Annotated in this window: 16 protein-coding genes; 9 read left to right on the top strand and 7 right to left on the bottom strand. The window is 37.5% G+C overall.

The features are described 5' to 3' along the window. The first annotated feature begins 106 nt into the window (after positions 1–106). From N7931_RS03470 to N7931_RS03460, 3 genes are all read left to right on the top strand, one after another. Positions 107–1,486 (top strand): sodium-dependent transporter, encoded by a 1,380-nt coding sequence (locus N7931_RS03470; protein WP_262791954.1) that lies wholly within the window; start codon positions 107–109, stop codon positions 1,484–1,486. A gap of 112 nt (positions 1,487–1,598) precedes the next feature. Further along, on the top strand, positions 1,599–4,211 hold the full coding sequence (gene pepN, locus N7931_RS03465; RefSeq protein ID WP_262792242.1) for an aminopeptidase N: 2,613 nt from the start codon (positions 1,599–1,601) through the stop codon (positions 4,209–4,211). A gap of 266 nt (positions 4,212–4,477) precedes the next feature. Next, a complete protein-coding gene (locus tag N7931_RS03460; RefSeq protein ID WP_262791953.1) occupies positions 4,478–4,714 on the top strand; it encodes a DUF2835 domain-containing protein in 237 nt (78 codons plus the stop codon). 145 nt (positions 4,715–4,859) lie between these two features. Here N7931_RS03460 and cspD read toward each other — a convergent pair whose 3' ends face one another. After that, positions 4,860–5,075, bottom strand: a complete 216-nt coding sequence (gene cspD / locus N7931_RS03455; RefSeq protein WP_262791952.1) for a cold shock domain-containing protein CspD — start codon at positions 5,073–5,075, stop codon at positions 4,860–4,862. 226 nt (positions 5,076–5,301) lie between these two features. On the opposite strand from cspD, the gene clpS reads away from it, so the two are divergent. Further along, positions 5,302–5,622 (top strand): ATP-dependent Clp protease adapter ClpS, encoded by a 321-nt coding sequence (gene clpS, locus N7931_RS03450; protein WP_262791950.1) that lies wholly within the window; start codon positions 5,302–5,304, stop codon positions 5,620–5,622. 42 nt (positions 5,623–5,664) lie between these two features. Further along, positions 5,665–7,938 carry an ATP-dependent Clp protease ATP-binding subunit ClpA gene (gene clpA, locus N7931_RS03445; protein ID WP_262791949.1) on the top strand — a complete coding sequence of 758 codons (2,274 nt, stop codon included), beginning with the start codon at positions 5,665–5,667 and terminating at the stop codon, positions 7,936–7,938. Between the two features lie 117 nt (positions 7,939–8,055). On the opposite strand, the gene infA is transcribed toward clpA, so the two are convergent. From infA to smrA, 5 genes are all read right to left on the bottom strand, one after another. Then, a complete protein-coding gene (infA, locus tag N7931_RS03440) occupies positions 8,056–8,274 on the bottom strand; it encodes a translation initiation factor IF-1 (protein WP_262791947.1) in 219 nt (72 codons plus the stop codon). Positions 8,275–8,490: 216 nt separating this feature from the next. Further along, positions 8,491–9,198 (bottom strand): arginyltransferase, encoded by a 708-nt coding sequence (locus tag N7931_RS03435; protein WP_262791946.1) that lies wholly within the window; start codon positions 9,196–9,198, stop codon positions 8,491–8,493. Continuing rightward, positions 9,176–9,922 (bottom strand): leucyl/phenylalanyl-tRNA--protein transferase, encoded by a 747-nt coding sequence (gene aat / locus N7931_RS03430; protein WP_262791945.1) that lies wholly within the window; start codon positions 9,920–9,922, stop codon positions 9,176–9,178. The genes N7931_RS03435 and aat overlap by 23 nt, the downstream gene beginning before the upstream one ends. Positions 9,923–9,961: 39 nt before the next feature. Beyond that, entirely contained in the window at positions 9,962–10,915 is a 954-nt protein-coding gene (trxB, locus tag N7931_RS03425) for a thioredoxin-disulfide reductase (RefSeq protein WP_262791943.1), read from the bottom strand. Positions 10,916–11,065: 150 nt separating this feature from the next. Continuing rightward, positions 11,066–11,650: a DNA endonuclease SmrA gene (gene smrA / locus N7931_RS03420; RefSeq protein WP_262791941.1), complete on the bottom strand. Its 585-nt coding sequence runs from the start codon at positions 11,648–11,650 to the stop codon at positions 11,066–11,068. 103 nt (positions 11,651–11,753) lie between these two features. Between smrA and N7931_RS03415 the strand changes: the two genes are divergently transcribed. After that, positions 11,754–11,939: a hypothetical protein gene (locus tag N7931_RS03415; protein WP_262791940.1), complete on the top strand. Its 186-nt coding sequence runs from the start codon at positions 11,754–11,756 to the stop codon at positions 11,937–11,939. Between the two features lie 2 nt (positions 11,940–11,941). Here the strand turns inward: N7931_RS03415 and mnmC are convergent, their stop codons facing one another. Continuing rightward, complete coding sequence (gene mnmC, locus N7931_RS03410) at positions 11,942–13,954, bottom strand: bifunctional tRNA (5-methylaminomethyl-2-thiouridine)(34)-methyltransferase MnmD/FAD-dependent 5-carboxymethylaminomethyl-2-thiouridine(34) oxidoreductase MnmC (protein WP_262791939.1); 2,013 nt, start codon at positions 13,952–13,954, stop codon at positions 11,942–11,944. A gap of 127 nt (positions 13,955–14,081) precedes the next feature. On the opposite strand from mnmC, the gene fabB reads away from it, so the two are divergent. The 3 genes from fabB to N7931_RS03395 form a co-directional block, all read left to right on the top strand. After that, positions 14,082–15,299 carry a beta-ketoacyl-ACP synthase I gene (gene fabB / locus N7931_RS03405; protein ID WP_262791937.1) on the top strand — a complete coding sequence of 406 codons (1,218 nt, stop codon included), beginning with the start codon at positions 14,082–14,084 and terminating at the stop codon, positions 15,297–15,299. Between the two features lie 117 nt (positions 15,300–15,416). Next, entirely contained in the window at positions 15,417–16,565 is a 1,149-nt protein-coding gene (locus tag N7931_RS03400) for a 4-phosphoerythronate dehydrogenase (RefSeq protein ID WP_262791936.1), read from the top strand. 202 nt (positions 16,566–16,767) lie between these two features. Beyond that, the coding region (locus N7931_RS03395; RefSeq protein WP_316250563.1) for a FimV/HubP family polar landmark protein at positions 16,768–18,554 on the top strand (1,787 nt) is incomplete at its 3' end.

Genomic DNA, 18,554 nt, shown 5'->3' with positions numbered 1-18,554 from the left:
CAAATTATATTCGTTATAATTTAGTCTAAACTTACAATTATTAAGAAAATCTCACACCTATCAATAATAAAGATAAACAGGTCGTCACCTTGATTGGAAACTCATTATGTCAAAAGTTAATAAAACTCATGCTCAATGGTCTAATCGTTTTGCCTATATTTTAGCAGCAACAGGGGCTGCAGTTGGTTTAGGTAATATCTGGAAATTCCCATATATTGTTGGGGAAAACGGCGGTGGTGCATTTGTTTTAGTCTATTTATTTTGCATTGCTATTGTTGGTGTGCCAGTGATGATAGCTGAAGTTTATTTAGGTAAAAAAGGCCGACAAAGCCCAATGAGAGCAGTGGCGACTATTGCTAAACAATACTCTGTCAGCAATTGTTGGAAATACGCTGGTGGCATGGGGGTTGCTGCGGGTTATTTAATTTTATCTTTTTATGCAGTGATTGCTGGTTGGGCTTGTGCTTATGTGCTTCAATCGGCCACCGGACAGTTCGATAATGCAACGCCTGCACAAATTCAAACGGGTTTTGCCGAACTAACCAGTTCGCCTTTAACTTTAATTGGCTGGACGACTTTTATGCTGGCAATTACTGCTGCGGTTGTTGCGAAAGGTTTGCAACAAGGACTTGAACGTTGTGTGCGTTATATGATGCCGGCAATGTTTATTTTACTGTTGGTTATTGCCGGTTATTCAGCCAGTTATGGTGATTTTTCTCAAGCTTTAAGCTTTATGTTTGAGCCGGACTTTAGCAAGCTAACGGTTCATGCGGTTTTAGAAGCCTTGGGGCATTCATTTTTTACGCTCAGTTTAGCTTCTGGGGTCATGATTATGTACGGTGCTTATTTACCGGATGAAACCTCAATTGTTAAAACATCTATTTGGATTGCAATAGCAGATACCTTAGTCGCGTTATTGGCTGGCTTAGCTATTTTTCCAATTGTATTTGAAAATAATTTAACCCCTAGTGCAGGACCGAGTCTGATTTTTGAAACCTTACCATTGGCTTTTGGCCAAATGCCGGGTGGTCAGATTATTGGAACTGTCTTTTTTGTGATGCTGGTTTTTGCGGCTTTTACTTCTGCTATCGCATTAATTGAATCCAGTGTTGCTTGGTTTGTTGAGAAAAAGGGATATGGCCGTGTAGCCTCTGCTGTTTTATCTGCTACAGGCTTATGGCTGTTAAGTTTATTAAGTATTTTCAGTTTTACCGGAGCTACTTGGGCTAATTTTGACATTATGTCATTACAATTTAGTTTATTTGATGTGATTGATAAACTGACCTCGAATATTATGTTGCCTCTGGGTGGGTTATTAATTGCCATTTTTGTGGGTTGGAAAGTTAGACAGAATGATTTAGCGGCTGAGTTAAAATTACCCGAAAATGCTTTTAAATTAAGTTTTATCTTATTGAAATATGTAACACCCGCAATTGTATTGATCGTATTTATTTATATGACCAGAATAATCAATCTGTTTAAGTAAATTTAGATTAAATATCCACGTGATAGCTCTAAACATACAGTTTGAGTCGCGCGGTAAAATAGTTTTGACACTGATTTTAATATCAGGATGGAGCCTTTAAATGAAAAATGAAATGACCAATGCGCCAAATGCCAGATATCTTAAAGATTATACTGTGCCGCCTTATTTAGTGAATGATACTGAGTTAACTTTTGAACTGAATTCAGGTTTTACGCAAGTAACAGCAACGGTTAAATATATTAAAAATGGTCAGCATGATTTGCCATTAACTTTAAATGGTGAACACCAAAAATTAATCTCTGTAAAAATAAATCAGCAAGTTTTATCAGCAAATGATTATGAGCTAAGCGAAGAGCAGATCGTGATTAAAACTGATTTAACCGAGTTTGAACTTGAAATTATTAGCCAGATTGATCCGGCTAATAATACATCGCTTGAAGGTTTATATTTATCAGATGGTGCTTATTGCACTCAATGTGAAGCGGAAGGATTCAGACGCATTACTTATTTTCAAGACAGACCGGATGTTTTAAGCACTTTTACAACACATATTATTGCTGATCCAACACAATATCCTTATTTATTATCAAATGGTAATAAGGTTGCTGAGCAAACATTAGATTCGGGTTTAACCAAAGTGACTTGGCAAGACCCCTATAAAAAACCATGTTATTTATTTGCTTTGGTTGCCGGTAATTTTGATGTGTTAAGCGATAAATTTATCACAAAATCTGGCCGTGAAGTGGTACTTGAATTATTTGTCGATAAAGGCAATTTAGCCCGAGCTGATCATGCGATGGCATCGTTAAAACAAGCAATGGCATGGGATGAAAGTCGTTTTTCACTAGAATATGATTTAGATATTTACATGATTGTTGCGGTTGATTTTTTCAACATGGGGGCAATGGAAAATAAAGGGTTAAATGTATTTAATTCCAAATGTGTTTTGGCTGATAGCGCAAGTGCAACCGATAGTGACTATTTAAGTATTGAATCGATTGTGGGGCATGAATATTTCCATAACTGGACAGGGAATCGGGTGACCTGTCGTGACTGGTTTCAGCTTAGTTTAAAAGAGGGTTTGACTGTATTTAGAGATCAAGAATTCAGTATGGATTTAGGCTCAAGAGCAGTTAATCGTATTCAGCAGGTTAAGATTATGCGTGAACACCAGTTTGCAGAAGACGCTGGCCCAATGTCGCATCCAATTCGCCCTGAATCTGTGATTGAAATGAATAACTTTTATACGGTCACAGTGTATGATAAAGGCGCTGAAGTTATCCGAATGATGCATAGCATTTTGGGTGAAGAGAAATTTCAGGCCGGTATGAAACTTTATTTTGAACGACATGATGGTCAGGCGGTTACCTGTGATGATTTTGTTAGTGCAATGCAGGATGCTTCAAATATTGATCTAACCCAGTTTAAGCTTTGGTATTCACAAAGCGGTACACCTGTTGTTGGGATCTCTAGCGACTATGATCCAACCGCTCAGCTTTTTACTATTCATATTACTCAAAATACGCCAGCAACTGCTGATCAACAGGCAAAGTCGGCTTTGCATATTCCTATTAATATTGCGTTTTATAATGATAAAGGCGAGCCACTTGCCGTTACTTTAGATAATGAAGAATCTAACGAGCAGGTTTTGAATCTCACTCAAGCAGAGCAAAGTTTTAGCTTTAAAGTAAATCAGCAGCCGATTGTTTCGTATTTAAGAGATTTTTCAGCGCCGGTCAAACTGGATTATCAATATGATGATAATGAACTAAGAACACTTATCTTGGCTGAGTCGAGTGAATATACTAAATGGGAGCTCATGCAAACTTTATATATTCAACACCTTAAACTCAATATTGAACACTCAGATTATCAATATCCAGCAGCGATTTTTGGATTATTAAAAGAGCTACTAGCGGATCCTGCTTTAGATAAAGCTTTACTGGCTGATTTATTAAAAGTGCCGTCGTTTGCTTCTATTCTTGAGCACTATCAGCAAGCGGATGTAGATAAAATTCTTGCGGCAAGAGAAGCGTTAAGTTTGGCGATTAGTACAGAGTTAGCTGAAGAATTAACTCAGGTTTATCAGGCAAATTATTGTGCTGAATATCAATATAACCAGCAAGCGATTGCGCAAAGGGCTTTGGCTAACACCTGCTTGTGTATCTTAGCTGAGTCAAATCAGGCTGATATTGATGCTAAAATTAAGCTGCAGTATCAAAATGCGAGCAATATGACAGATACTTTGGCAGCTATGTCTGCGGCGGCTAAATTAGCTTGTGCAGGTGTATTTAATGCAATTATGCAAGATTTTGATAATCACTGGCGGGGTGATGCGTTAGTAATGGATAAATGGTTTGCTACCTTTGCCAAACTCGATTCTGATTCTGTATTAGATAAATTAGATGAGCTGCAACAGCACTCAGACTTTAACTGGCATAATCCAAACCGAGTACGAGCGTTAATTGGCCAGTTTGCTATGTTTAACCATGCTCAATTCCATCATGCATCTGGGCGTGGTTACCAGTATTTAGCTAAAGTTATTAAAAAATTAAACAGTATCAATCCGCAAGTTGCAGCCAGAATGATTACACCGTTAATCCAATATAAAAAGTTAGATTCTGCTCGTCAGCAACTGATTATTGAACAGCTACAACAGCTTGCAGAGTTACCTGGCTTATCAAAAGATTTATTTGAAAAAATTACGAAGGCATTGCCTAAATAGGCAAGCCAAGTAAAAAACTTAATTACATGGAAGTAGCTAAGTGAAATAATTGAAACTGTACATAACTACCTAACCTACAAGCTATTTTTCTGACTAATTACTAATTGCAAACTATTAGTCAGAAATGTTTTATTATACAAACAGCTATCAGGGCATAAAGAGAAGAGTTAACAAACCCTAATATCAGGTTTATTTTGCTCAAAATTTCTTATGAATGTCCCAGTTACATATAAAACTGGATTAGTCTTTCGCAGAGGTCAAAAGTTTTGACATTTCCTTATAATATATACTTCTTTAGTTTAAATATAAGTTATCTTGAGTGTCAGGTATTTTATACAGGGCAGTTACAGCATGCTTTATTAATATCTGAAGACGGGTGTAGAGTTCAGATTCCTATCATTAATTTAAGGAAACATCTAGATAGTAGAGGGCTCAAAGGAAGATTTAGATTATTAACCAATACTCAAAATAAAATCATAAGTTTTGAACGTTTGAGTTATTAGTTAATACAGATTATCTATTTCCAAAAATAGACAAAAAGCAGCTAAGCTGCTTTTTGTTATCGGCTTTTAGCATAAAATCAAAAATTATTTAATCGTAGTAAATAATTTTTAAATTTATCAAGCTAAATACAGATATAATAAATTTCTATTTTACCATATCTGTTAATTTGATATTCGTTGCATGTAGGCCTTTAGGGCCTTCTTCGAGTTCAAACTCAACTTCTTGGCCTGCTTTTAACGTTCTATAGCCGTCCATGCTGATAGTTGAATAGTGCGCAAATACGTCTTCTTCTTTACCATCAGGTACTATAAAACCAAAACCTTTAGCATTGTTGAACCACTTAACTTTACCGATAGCCATACTGCTAATTCCTTCTAAATCTAAAACTTGTTTTGTTCTATATTACTTAGGCTATACTGCTAATTTGAAATTGAACATTGAAAATCAAATTACAGCCTACATATTCACTGTAGATAAAATATATTTTCAGTCAAGTTAATTTTCATTTTTAAGCAAAAAAACATATTATTTTGGCTAAGAATAAATTTCGCTATGCATAAAATTAATCGAGAGCTATATTTTAACTATGGGTAAGTTAAACCAACCAAGTCGCCAGTTTGATGAGCTTGGTGAAGCGGTCAGACCTAAATTAAAACCGCCTTCAAAATATAAAGTTATTTTAAATAATGATGATTACACACCAATGGACTTTGTTGTTGATGTCCTGATGAAATTTTTTGCAATGGATTCAGAAAAAGCAACACAAGTAATGTTAGCTGTTCACTATGACGGTAAGGGGGTGTGTGGCGTATTTAGTTATGAAATCGCTGAAACTAAAGTAGCTTTAGTCAATCAATACTCAAAAGAGAATCAACACCCGTTGAAATGTACCATGGAACAAGCCTAGAGTTGTAAGGACGCTAATTTTGTTCAGCCTGTGGAGTACCTTATGCTAAATAAAGATTTAGAGCAGACATTAAATGAAGCGTTTCGAAGAGCAAGAGAAAGCCGTCATGAGTTTATGACTGTGGAACATTTACTACTCGCTTTGTTAAAAAATTCGGCAGCAAGAGAGTCATTGATTGCTTGTGGGGCACCTCTTGAAAGCATAGAAGCTGAATTATCTGAATTTATAGATGAAACTACCCCCTTAATTCCTGAAAATGAGCAGGATCGAGAAACGCAGCCAACACTAGGCTTTCAGCGAGTATTGCAAAGAGCAGTATTCCATGTCCAGTCTTCGGGAAAATCTGAAGTGACTGGGGCGAATGTATTAGTTGCAATCTTTAGTGAGCAAGAATCTCAAGCTGTTTATTTATTGAAAAAATCAGATGTAAATCGTCTCGATGTTGTAAATTATATTTCGCATGGAATTAAAAAAACAGAGAGCGATGATGGATTTGAATCACAAAGTAATGCTCCCGAACATGGTGAAGAAGTCCAATCTGAAGAAGGCAGCGTATTACGTTCGTTTTCAACTAATTTAAATCTGGAAGCTGAAAAGGGCAGAATTGATCCTTTAATTGGCCGCGAGCAAGAGCTTGAGCGGACGATCCAGGTTTTATGTCGTCGCCGTAAAAATAATCCATTATTAGTGGGTGAGGCGGGTGTAGGTAAAACCGCGATTGCTGAAGGGTTAGCTTACCGGATAGTTAATAAAGAAGTACCTGAAGTGATTGAAGATGCCACTATTTATTCGTTAGATATGGGCGGTTTATTAGCTGGTACAAAATATCGTGGTGATTTTGAAAAACGTTTTAAGAGTTTATTAAAAGAACTTGAGCGGGATGAAAAAGCGATTCTGTTTATTGATGAAATTCATACCATTATTGGTGCGGGTGCTGCATCGGGTGGGGTGTTAGATGCATCTAATTTACTAAAACCTTTATTATCAGGTGGTAAAATTAAATGTATTGGCTCAACAACTTATCAAGAGTTTCAGGGCATTTTTGAAAAAGACAGAGCGCTTGTCCGACGTTTTCAGAAAGTCGATATTAGCGAGCCGTCAGTGGACGATACCACTAAAATTTTAATGGGATTAAAATCTCGTTACGAGTCTCATCACGGTGTTCGTTACACTGCTAAAGCGGTTCGAGCTGCTGCAGAGTTGTCTGCTAAATATATGAATGAACGCCGTTTGCCTGACAAAGCAATCGATATTATTGATGAAGCGGGTGCCAGTCAGCGTTTATTAGCGCCAAGCAAACGCAAAAAAACGATCAATGTCAGCGATATTGAGTTGATTATTGCTAAAATGGCAAGGATCCCTGAAAAGTCAGTATCTTCGTCAGATAAAGATTTGCTTAAAAACCTTGAGCGCAATTTAAAAATGATGGTTTTTGGACAAAATCCGGCAATTGAAACTTTAAGCGCTGCGATTCGTTTATCTCGTTCGGGCTTGCAAGATGAAACTAAACCAGTCGGTAGTTTCTTATTTGCTGGACCAACCGGTGTTGGTAAAACCGAAATTACCCAGCAGTTAGCTAAAATACTTGGGGTTGAGTTAATTAGAATTGATATGTCTGAATATATGGAGCGCCATGCTGTTTCTCGTTTAATTGGTGCGCCTCCGGGTTATGTTGGATATGATCAAGGTGGCTTATTAACTGATCAGGTCATTAAGCATCCTCATTCGGTGGTCTTACTGGATGAAATTGAAAAAGCGCACCCTGATGTGTTTAATGTTTTATTACAAGTGATGGATCATGGTACTTTAACGGATAATAATGGCCGAAAAGCAGATTTCAGAAACGTTGTATTTGTGATGACAACCAATGCTGGTGTGCAGGAAACCACTAAAAAATCAATTGGTTTTCAGCAACAAGATTACAGCACAGATGCAATGAATGAAATTAACCGAACATTTAGTCCAGAGTTTAGAAACCGCTTGGATAATATTATTTGGTTTAACCATTTAACCCCGGATATTATTGTTCAGGTTGTTGATAAATTTGTGGCTGAACTTGAAACTCTGTTAGATAAAAAAGGTGTTTCTCTTAATTTACAAAGCGATGCCAGAGAGTGGTTGGCAGAAAAAGGCTATGATAAAGCGATGGGCGCAAGACCTATGGCACGAGTAATTCAAGAGCACTTGAAAAAACCGCTAGCTAATGAGTTATTATTTGGCAAATTAGTGAAAGGTGGCAATGTGACGGTTTCGGTTAATGGTGATGAACTTCAGTTTCAATATGAAGATTGTCCGGCAGAAGCAGAGCCACATTAAGTATGATATTGTTAAGCTTTGATCTTAAAAGCCGAGCCAATAAAAAAACCGACTGATGTCGGTTTTTTTATTTAGCAGAGCAATTATTGACAAAGCTCAGTTGTGACAAATCGGATATTAACGTTGACGGAAAACAATACGACCTTTTGACAAGTCGTAAGGTGTCATCTCAACAGTAACCTTGTCACCAGTCAGAATACGAATATAGTTTTTGCGCATTTTTCCAGAGATATGTGCAACGACAACGTGGCCGTTTTCAAGTTCAACGCGGAACATGGTATTAGGCAAGGTATCTAAAACCGTTCCTTGCATTTCAATGCAATCTTCTTTTGCCATCTAAATAAAAAACCTCAGTTATTGAATGTGTGTTTAAATCAACCCAAAATTGGGTATCTATAAAAATTGGCGCAGATCATGCCCTAAGCAGCTGCGTATGTAAAGGTTTAGCTGTTTTTTTCTCCGAATTAGCTAAAATTTGAAGATTATACTGAGCGATTTTCTTTTCTATTTAACCTTAACTCTGGATAAACAGTTGCTATAGCCTTTAATTTATTAGCTATCTATCCAGTGGCCGCCAATGAGGCGCTGATGAGGGGTGTATTGGGTTTTATAATTCATTTTCCTGCATCCATCAACCTGATACCCTAAATAGACAAATTGCTTTTGACTGGCACGGGCCAGTTCAATCATTTGTAAAATGGCAAAGCGACCGAGTGAAAAATGCTCATAGTCAGGATCAAAAAATGTATAAACCGCTGAGTAACTGTTGGGGAGAACATCAACCACAGACACAGAAATGAGTTTATCCCCTTCAAGCACTTCCATATAGGCAACAGGCAACCAGCTAATTAAAATAAAATTGGTATATTGTTCAACATTAGCCGGATACATACTGCCGTCAGAGTGGCGCTGATTAATATATTTTTCGAAAAGAGGGTAGTAACGCATAATATCTTTACAGTTTTGATTTAAATAAACGGTAAACTCACGCGCTTTTTTTAAGGTTCGTTTTTGGCTTTTGCTGGCTGAAAATGTTTGTACAGGGATACGGATTGACTGACAGGCATCACAGTTTTGACAGTGCGGACGATAAACTTGATCGCCGCTTCGTCTAAATCCCAGCGCCATTAATTGCTCATAATTTTCAGCCGTTTTTATAATGCTATCAATTGCAACTAATAGTCTTTCTTGTTTCTGCGGTAGATAATTACAAGGAAAATTTTGACTAATACCAAATTTAATAGGGATTGAGTGACTCATTAGTGCAAGCCTCCCAAAGCGAACGATTAATCTGTTTAGTTTTGAGTGTATTCAGTTTATCTAAAAACCGATTACGGGAAATTTCGCTGACCCCAAGTGTTTGTAAATGAGAATTTTGCATTTGGCAATCAATTAGCTCAACGCCAGAGCGCTTACACAAATCAACCAGACAACAAAATGCTGCTTTTGATGCATCCGTTACTTTATGAAACATAGATTCCCCACAGAATAATCCGCCAACTAAAATACCGTATAAACCACCTACTAATTGTTCGTTTTGCCAAACCTCAATGGAATAGGCATGATTTTTTTGGTTAAGCTGTGTATAAGCATAGATCATTTCATCGGTTATCCAAGTACCATCGGTTTCAGCGCGAATGTGGGCACAATGTTGAATCACTTGCGAAAATGCTTGGTTAATCGTAAAGCGAAAGTCACTTTTTCGTATACTCTTTTTTAGGCTTTTACTGATGTGTAAATCATTTAAAAATAGCACGCCTCTGGGGTCTGGACTCCACCATAAAATAGGTTCTCCCGGACTAAACCAAGGAAATATGCCATTGTGGTAAGCAGATAACAGCCGTTCTGGTGATAAATCACCACCAATTGCAAGTAAGCCGTTTGGATTTTTCAGCGCAAGTTGAGCCGGAGGGAAAGTGATGTTGTCATCATCTAGTTGAAATAAGGCTATGTGACACCTCAATAACTTTAGTCTATAAAACAAGGGTAGAATGATTCTACCCTTGATACAAAAGATGACGGATTATTTTAACGCATCTAAATAGCGCTCAGCATCCAACGCCGCCATACAGCCAGTACCAGCTGAGGTAATTGCTTGACGGTAAATATGATCACATACATCTCCAGCTGCAAATACACCTTCAACACTGGTTGAGGTTGCGTTACCGTTTAACCCTGAGTTAATAACGATATAACCATCTTTCATTTCAAGCTGGCCAGCAAAAATATCAGTGTTTGGTTTGTGGCCGATAGCAATAAATACGCCCGCTAATTCAAGCTCTTCGGTTGCATCACTTTTAGTGTCTTTAATACGTACACCGGTCACGCCCATATCATCGCCTAATACTTCATCTAAAGTACGGTCAGTATGCAGTGTGATATTACCGTTTTCTACTTTATCCATTAAACGGTCGATTAGAATTTTTTCTGATTTAAAGGTATCACGGCGGTGAATTAAATGTACCTCAGACGCAATATTTGATAAATATAACGCTTCTTCAACCGCAGTATTACCGCCACCAACTACAGCGACTTTTTGATTTTTATAGAAAAAACCATCACAAGTTGCACAAGCTGATACACCACGGCCTTGAAAGGCTTGTTCAGATTCTAACCCTAAATATTTTGCAGATGCGCCGGTACAAATAATTAACGCATCACAAGTATATTCACCAGCATCACCCGTTAAACGGTAAGGTTTTTGTTTAAAATCAACAGTGTGAATATGATCAAAAATAATTTCTGTATTGAATCGCTCAGCGTGCGCTTGCATTCTTTCCATTAATGCAGGACCGGTTAAATCATGGGCATCACCCGGCCAGTTTTCAACTTCTGTTGTTGTGGTTAACTGACCACCTTGCTGCATACCAGTAATTAAAACTGGGTTTAAGTTTGCACGTGCAGCGTATACTGCGGCTGTATAACCCGCAGGGCCTGATCCTAATATCAACAGACGGCTATGTCTGGCTTCGCTCATGTTTTTTCTCCAATTTTTTCAAGCTTGAATATGTCACTTAAAGTGAGGTCGAAATAGCATATCTCAAGTCTTATTTACATTTCTAATTAATTTAATTGTAAACCTTGTTCGGTTTTATCGATAGCCCTAACTTGTTTTGTTGGGGCAAAATCAAGCTAATCGTTTTAAATGGCGTTCGCGGTTTTCACGTTTTTTGTCTTCTGATTTTTTAATCAGTACATAGGTTGCACCGTAGCCACCATGGTGTTTTAATGCGGTATGCATCGCTAACACAGGCTCTAAGCTGGGCAGCCATTTATTTAGGTAACTTTTTAATACCCCGGGGTAAGGTTTACCGTTTAAACCTAGCCCATGAATAATTAAAATACTGCGGATATTTAACTGGTAACATTCTTTAATAAATTTAAATACTTCAACTCTGGCTTGATTAACTGATAAATGATGTAAATTAAGCTGAGCTTCTATTGGGTATTTACCGAGTCGTAATTTACGGTAAACACCGTCTTGCACACCACTTTGTTTAAACTCAATATAATCGTAAGGATCAACTGGTTCTACAAATTCGGTTGTCAGTTCGTTTTCATCTTCATAATCGAATTTGGCTGCATTTAGCTGTTTCAATTGAGCAAGTTCAGAATCACAATGTTTGGCTTTTGTGATAACTGTATCTTGCTCTATTGGTTTAACATCGCTCATTTCCAGGCTAAATGATTTCCAGTCATCGAAATGATCCATAGCGCCTCCGCAAACACATATATGCAAATTTAAAATATAAAAATGTTTAAACTTTTAATCAGCTTGCCGATATAACAAATATGTTAGCTGATTAGGTATTTTTATGTCACAAGTTATTAGTTTAGATCAAGCAGATTTTGTTCAACCAACCATTCAATATGATGAAATGGCAGCTGTTAATAATGTGATTAAGTCTATCAAAACCCTAAATCACAATATAGAAACCTTAAAAAAGCAATATCAAACAGATTATATCGCGGTTGATTTTTCAGTTAATCAACCAGCTTAATATTAATTACTATACTCGTTTCTTTTCATCTCTCTGATGATAAAACGATTGGCATGCAGAGCTTCAAACGTTTTGATTGATAAAGGGAGAATTTCATCATTGATAATGGCGGCTAAACACTCTGCCATTAACGGCGCATTAGTTAATCCGCGCGACCCTAAACCTGCCAGTACATATAAATTGGGATAAACCTGAGCCGCTTGTTTAGGCGCTCGGCCTCCTTTGGCAAAGTGAGCAAAATCGGCAGTAAAACTGTTAACTGGACTAAAACAACCAATCATAGGTAATCTGTCTTTTGTTGTCGCTCGAATAGAGGCGCGGCTGGAGTCCAAATTATCTGGTATTAACCAGTCAGTTAACTCGGGAGTATGTTTTTGGTGGAGTTGAAGGTTTTTAATATCATCCTGATAAAGATGATTGCAATTGGTATTATCCTGCTCAAAAGTTGCACCCACACATAATAAATTTTGCCAACTCGGTGTTAAATACCCTTTATGGCAAATTACTTTTTTTAGTGAAGTTACTTGCTCTGTTGCTGTTAAATAACTGACCTGGCCACGGCTTGGTTCTAGCTTTAAATGCTGCGTTTGGGTGGTTTGATTTAATTGCCAGCCCTGACATAACACTAAATTATCTGTTTTAAATTCAACTGTTTTACCATTCTGTTGACAGGATAAATGCCAGCTATTATTAATACGATTAAATTCAGTCAGTTGTGTATTAACTGAAACCGTTAAACTATTTTGAGCTGTTAAATACTTAATCGCAGCTAAAATAAAACTCATAGGATTGAGCCAACCTGCATCCGGAAAGTGTAAACCAGCAAAGTTAAATTGTATGCCGGTCAATTCGGCAATATCCGGTTGAGTTACCCACTCAAAAATTTCGCGTGGCCAAACTGGATTATCTAACAAGGCTTGCTGTCTGGCTTGCATTTTATCTGAAAAAGCGAGCTGAACCACACCACAAAAATCTGCCGAAAATTCAAAAGTATTGCGCCATTTTTGATAAAACTGGCAAGCATATTGATAACTTTTTAAATGGCAGTCGGTAATTGAGTTATGATTATTTTGAATTAACGGATAAATAGCACCTTGTCGATTACCAGATGCGCCGTCTGCCAGTTCTCCCTGACAAATTAAACGAACTTGATGACCTCGTAACGCTAAAGTCAGTGCGCTACATATTGCTGCTATACCGCCACCAACAATACAAGTCTGTTTACTTGAACTTGAACTAACCGGAAATTGCGCCGCATGTACGGTTGTTTTTGGTTTTGCTGAATCCGGTTGGAAAATACCTGTAAGCATTTCACGTTTATAGCCAAAGCCTTTGCGTTTATTTACGGTAAAGCCTGCTTCGATTAATCCCCGCCTGACAAAACCCGCCGCGGTAAAAGTCGCTAATGTCCCGTTTGGCGAAGCTAATCTGGCCATTTGCTCAAATACAGTTGGATGCCACATTGCCTGATTTTTACTAGGGGCAAAACCATCTAAAAACCATGCGTCAACAACGCCATTGTGATTATCAGGCACTTCTGGCAGCTGCTCTAAAATATCACCTAACCATAAGTCGAGTTTTATCTGGTTATCAAACTCAAGTCGGTGTGCCCCTTTTACAAGATAAGGGTAGGCATTTACTAGCTGCTCTGACCAGCAAGAAAGCATTTGCCAAGGGGCTAAAGCTTGCGCAAGATCAGTTTTAGATAATGGGTATTTTTCAAAACTGATAAAATTAAGTTGCTTTAATGGATGATTTGGATTGTTTTGTTTAAATTGACTAAAAGTTTGACAAACAGCAAGAAAATTAAGGCCTGTACCAAAGCCGGTTTCGGCGATAGTGAAGTGTGATTGTTGCCAGTTTTGCCAGCGGTTGAGTAAGTCGTTTCCTTGCTGAAAGACATACAAAGATTCTTCTAGGCCGTTGTCTTTAGAAAAGTAAATATCGTCAAACTCAGTTGAAACTGGGGTACCGTTTTGTTGAAATTCTAAGCTGGCGGTTTGAATTTTTGTCAATTTTATCGTCTCAATTGCTTTTCAAGCATCGCATTTTACTTCAAATTAACCGATAATAAGCAACTTTTAGCATATCAGAAAAATTAATTAGGCATAAAGTCGTGTCTTTCGCACTAAGAGGAATTTTATGAAAAGAGCTGTGATCACTGGCTTAGGGATTGTATCTAGCATAGGGAACAATGCGCAGGAAGTAACATCTTCATTAAAAGCTGGCCGCTCAGGTATTACTCATTCTCAGCAATTTGCTGACGTAAACATGCGTAGTCAGGTATGGGGCAACGTAGATATAGATTTTTCTGAGCACATTGACCGCAAGCAACTTCGTTTTATGGGCGATGCGGCTGCTTATGCTTATATTGCAATGCAACAAGCTGTGACTGACTCAGGTTTAACAGAAGAGCAAGTATCTAACCCAAGAACCGGTTTAATTGTTGGTTCTGGCGGAGCATCTTCTGAAAATCAGGTGAATGCAGCACAAACTATGCAGGAAAAAGGGGTACGTCGTGTAGGCCCTTACATGGTAACAAAAACTATGGGTTCAACTGCATCAGCTTGTTTAGCAACGCCATTTAAAATTAAAGGTGTTAACTATTCAATTAGTTCTGCTTGTGCGACTTCGGCTCATTGTATTGGCCATGCATGGGAACAAATTCAACTTGGTAAACAAGATGTTGTATTTGCTGGTGGTAGTGAAGAACTACACTGGACTTTAGCTTGTTTATTTGACGGTATGGGCGCGTTATCAACCAAATATAATGAAACACCAGAAAAAGCATCGCGTACATACGACGCAGAGCGTGACGGTTTTGTTATTGCTGGTGGCGGCGGTATTGTTGTAGTTGAAGAACTAGAACATGCTTTAGCTCGTGGCGCTAAAATTTATGGCGAAATTGTAGGTTATGGCGCCACTTCTGACGGTTATGATATGGTTGCTCCGTCTGGTGAAGGGGCGATCCGTTGTATGCAACAAGCTATGGCAACAGTCGATACACCAATTGATTATTTAAATACACACGGTACTTCAACGCCGGTTGGTGATGTAAAAGAATTAGAAGCGATTCAAACGGTTTTCTCTGAGCAAAAACCGGCAATCAGTGCAACTAAAGCGATGACAGGTCACTCACTTGGTGCTGCTGGTGTACACGAAGCAATTTATTCATTGTTGATGTTGGAAAATAATTTTATTGCACCTTCAATTAACATTGAAACACTAGATGAAAAAGCACAAGGTTTAGACATAGTAAACAGCACACGCGAAGCTGAGTTAAATACTGTAATGTCTAACAGCTTTGGTTTTGGTGGTACAAACGCAACCCTTATTTTTAAACGCTACCAAAACGCGTAAAAATAACTTATTGTTACACCTGCATTAAAAAGCCGCCACAGTGCGGCTTTTTAGTTATCACAATTTAATAACCAGCGCTAATCAGAGCAACTAGAATAACAACACTTTAGGATTATCATGAGCGACAAATTGCATTTTTTTATTGAAGATTCTCTTTTATATGCTGAAGAATTTTTTTCTGAACTTGGGCAAATTACACGTTTTAAAGGGCGGGATGTCACCAGTGAAGAAATTGCTCAGGCTGATTTTTTATTAACCCGCTCAACCACTAAAGTAAATGAAACGCTGTTAAAAGATTGCCACAAGTTACGCTTTGTTGGGACGGCAACCGCTGGATATAACCATATTGACAGCGATTATCTGGCTTCGCGTAATATTCCATGGAGCGCAGCGCCCGGTTGTAATGCCGATGCAGTAGCAGATTATGTATTAAGCACAGGTTTTAATTTAGCAAACAAATATAGTTTTGAATTAAAAGATAAAGTCATTGGCATTGTTGGGGTTGGTCAGATAGGCGAGCGTTTGGTTAGACGTTTTTCTGCAATTGGCTGTCAAGTGGTGCAATACGATCCAGTGAAAGCAGCTGAAAACCCTAATTTTATTAGCGCAGAATTTGAAGACATCCTGAAATGCGATTTAATAACTTGTCACGTTCCTTTAGTTAAACATGGTCCACATGCAACCGAACACATGTTTGATTTTGAAACCTTATCTAAATTAAAAGAAAATACCATTTTAATTAACGCTTGCCGTGGTGAAGTTGTACATAATCAGGATTTACTTAAATTTTTTGAATCCGGTAAACAGCTTCATGTGATTTTAGATGTGTTTGAAAACGAGCCAGAAATTGAACTTGGATTATTACCTTATTTAGAGTACGGCACGCCTCATATTGCTGGGCATAGCTTGGAGGGGAAAGCCAGAGGGACAGAAATTCTTTATCAAATGATTTGTGAAAGGCTAGGAATTGAAGCCAAAGTCCAACTTCAGAACTTATTGCCAGCACTGGCAATTGAGCATATGACTTTAACTGATAATTACACTTTAAGTCAGCGTCAGTACAGAGCCATTATGAATTTAATTTATGATATTCGTAATGATGATCTAGACTTTAGAATGGGTTTAGCCAAAGCACCGGATAGTTTTGATAAACTTAGAAAAAATTATGCGATTAGACGTGAAGTTACTTCACTTAAAGTGAAATGTGACCAAAGTTTATTGCCAATATTTACTGATTTAGGGTTTAATACCAGCTTAAAAAGTTAATCTGTCGGATTAATAACAATATAAAATAATAACATTGGAATAGTTTTTGCCTCTTTTTAACAATAGTGTCAAAAAATAGACGTTAACAAACAAACAGACAGTGAGTAATAATATATTTAGCTAACTTAATGTTTTAACACTATTTGTAGGCAAAAACATTTGTTTTAGATGCGACCTTTCGCAAGATTTAGGATTAATAATAATGCGCTTGTATCGAAAAATTGGTTTGGCTGTCGTTTGGCTGGCGTTAATAGGTACTTATATCGGCTTTGTAGAGCTTATTTCTGCTCCTAAAGCGTATGCGCAAATCCAAATTCGTGGTGATAAAGAAAACGATACAGGCTTAACCTCACAAACTTATGGTCCAATTACTGGGCAAGATACATTGTGGAAAATAGCCGAACAACTGAAACCAGATAGTAGTATCTCGACTTATCAGGTGATGGTTGCTATTTATCAAGCTAACCCAAATGCATTTAATAACAATAACTTGAATAGCATGCGCAGTGGTGCGATTTTACAGGTGCCAACTTTAAGCGCGATGCGTAAAGTGAATAAAACCGCAGCAAAAAATAAATCTGATCTGGATGATGAAATTTGGGCTGACCGACAAAACAAAGCTATTGCTGCTCAGCAAGATCCTCAAGAGAAAAAACGGCAAGAAACTGCCAAGCAAGCTGACTTAGAAACGGCAAAAAATGCAATTCAGGACAGATTACAGCAACTTCAGCAAGAACAATTAAAATCTTATCAGTCATTAAAAGAGCAATTTTCTGCTTCGTTAACCAATATTCAAGCGCTGATTGAAGAAAATGAACGGCTAAAAAATCGCCTAGCTTCTGTTAACGAAGAAGTCACTGACTTGCGTTCGCAAGTAGGACAGGGCAGTCAATTACAACTGCAAATGGAAACCATATTAGCTCAACAGACTGAAATGCTTGAGCAGCAACGCAAAGAGTTAGCTGAAAAGAATGACAGTGCATTAACTCATTTTTGGAAAGCGGTTAGTTCAAATATTTTATATTTAATTTTATTAGGTACAGTACCGGGGTTAATTCTGGTTGGTTTATTAATTTGGTGGCTGCTTGTTCGGAAAAAACAACCAGATCAGCAAGAGCAAGCCAATCATTTTAATCAATCTCAAACAACAGAGCCTGAGTTTACGCCAAGCAATAGCTCAATGCCGACAGATGATTTATTTGAAAATCAGGCGAATGATTTTTCAGCCAGTCCGATTCAATCATCTTCGAGTGAGCAAAGTATTCGGTTAGATGATGACGATCTGCTTTCATCTATGGATCATGAGTTATTAATGGATGATGATGATTTATTAGATTCACCTATGAACTCGGAAGTAAACTCAGCAAAACAAAACAGTGCAGATGTTAATTTTGGTGATGATATTTTAGACCAGTCTCTTGATGATCTAGTTAATGATGAATCACATGATGATTTGGACGATATTGTGTCTGAAGATGATATAGATGCTTTACTCGAAACAGTTGGGGAATCTAATCAAAAACCATTAACTCCAGAAGTAGATAAACAAGCGGAAAAAGAGCCTACAGAAGAATCTAGTGAGTTATCTCAAGATGAGCTTGATTCATTATTTAATGGTTTAAATGATGATAATGAGGACGAATTATTACCTCCAATATCTAATGCAGAAAAAGTTTCTAACGCAACTGAATTAATTGATGAAAATGACATAGACTCATTAATTGATGATACCCAACAAAACTCTGCGACTCAGCCTGATGATTTAGATGATGATGAATTAGATTCATTATTAGATGAAGATATGGCAAAAAATAAACCTATAAATGAAGACGAAGTAGATGAAAATGTTGAGATTGATGATCTGCTTGATAGTGATGAATCAGCCGAGGATGATGAGTTTGATATAGATGCATTAATTGATGATACACAAACTGACTCTGTTACAGAAACGGATAAAGAAGTTGAGCAAGCTGAATCAGCAGAAGATGA

Source organism: Catenovulum sp. 2E275 (assembly GCF_025515275.1).
In the GTDB taxonomy this organism is placed as follows: Bacteria; Pseudomonadota; Gammaproteobacteria; order Enterobacterales; family Alteromonadaceae; genus Catenovulum.
This window is presented reverse-complemented; position numbering and strand designations above follow the sequence as displayed.

Excerpts from the sequence above, each read along its gene's own strand:
- N7931_RS03400 (WP_262791936.1), top strand. The coding sequence starts at position 15,417 with ATGAGCGACAAATTGCATTTTTTTATTGAAGATTCTCTTTTATATGCT.
- smrA (WP_262791941.1), bottom strand. The coding sequence starts at position 11,650 with ATGGATCATTTCGATGACTGGAAATCATTTAGCCTGGAAATGAGCGAT.
- pepN (WP_262792242.1), top strand. The coding sequence starts at position 1,599 with ATGACCAATGCGCCAAATGCCAGATATCTTAAAGATTATACTGTGCCG.
- cspD (WP_262791952.1), bottom strand. The coding sequence starts at position 5,075 with ATGGCTATCGGTAAAGTTAAGTGGTTCAACAATGCTAAAGGTTTTGGT.
- clpA (WP_262791949.1), top strand. The coding sequence starts at position 5,665 with ATGCTAAATAAAGATTTAGAGCAGACATTAAATGAAGCGTTTCGAAGA.
- fabB (WP_262791937.1), top strand. The coding sequence starts at position 14,082 with ATGAAAAGAGCTGTGATCACTGGCTTAGGGATTGTATCTAGCATAGGG.
- trxB (WP_262791943.1), bottom strand. The coding sequence starts at position 10,915 with ATGAGCGAAGCCAGACATAGCCGTCTGTTGATATTAGGATCAGGCCCT.
- clpS (WP_262791950.1), top strand. The coding sequence starts at position 5,302 with ATGGGTAAGTTAAACCAACCAAGTCGCCAGTTTGATGAGCTTGGTGAA.
- infA (WP_262791947.1), bottom strand. The coding sequence starts at position 8,274 with ATGGCAAAAGAAGATTGCATTGAAATGCAAGGAACGGTTTTAGATACC.
- N7931_RS03470 (WP_262791954.1), top strand. The coding sequence starts at position 107 with ATGTCAAAAGTTAATAAAACTCATGCTCAATGGTCTAATCGTTTTGCC.
- N7931_RS03415 (WP_262791940.1), top strand. The coding sequence starts at position 11,754 with ATGTCACAAGTTATTAGTTTAGATCAAGCAGATTTTGTTCAACCAACC.
- N7931_RS03435 (WP_262791946.1), bottom strand. The coding sequence starts at position 9,198 with ATGAGTCACTCAATCCCTATTAAATTTGGTATTAGTCAAAATTTTCCT.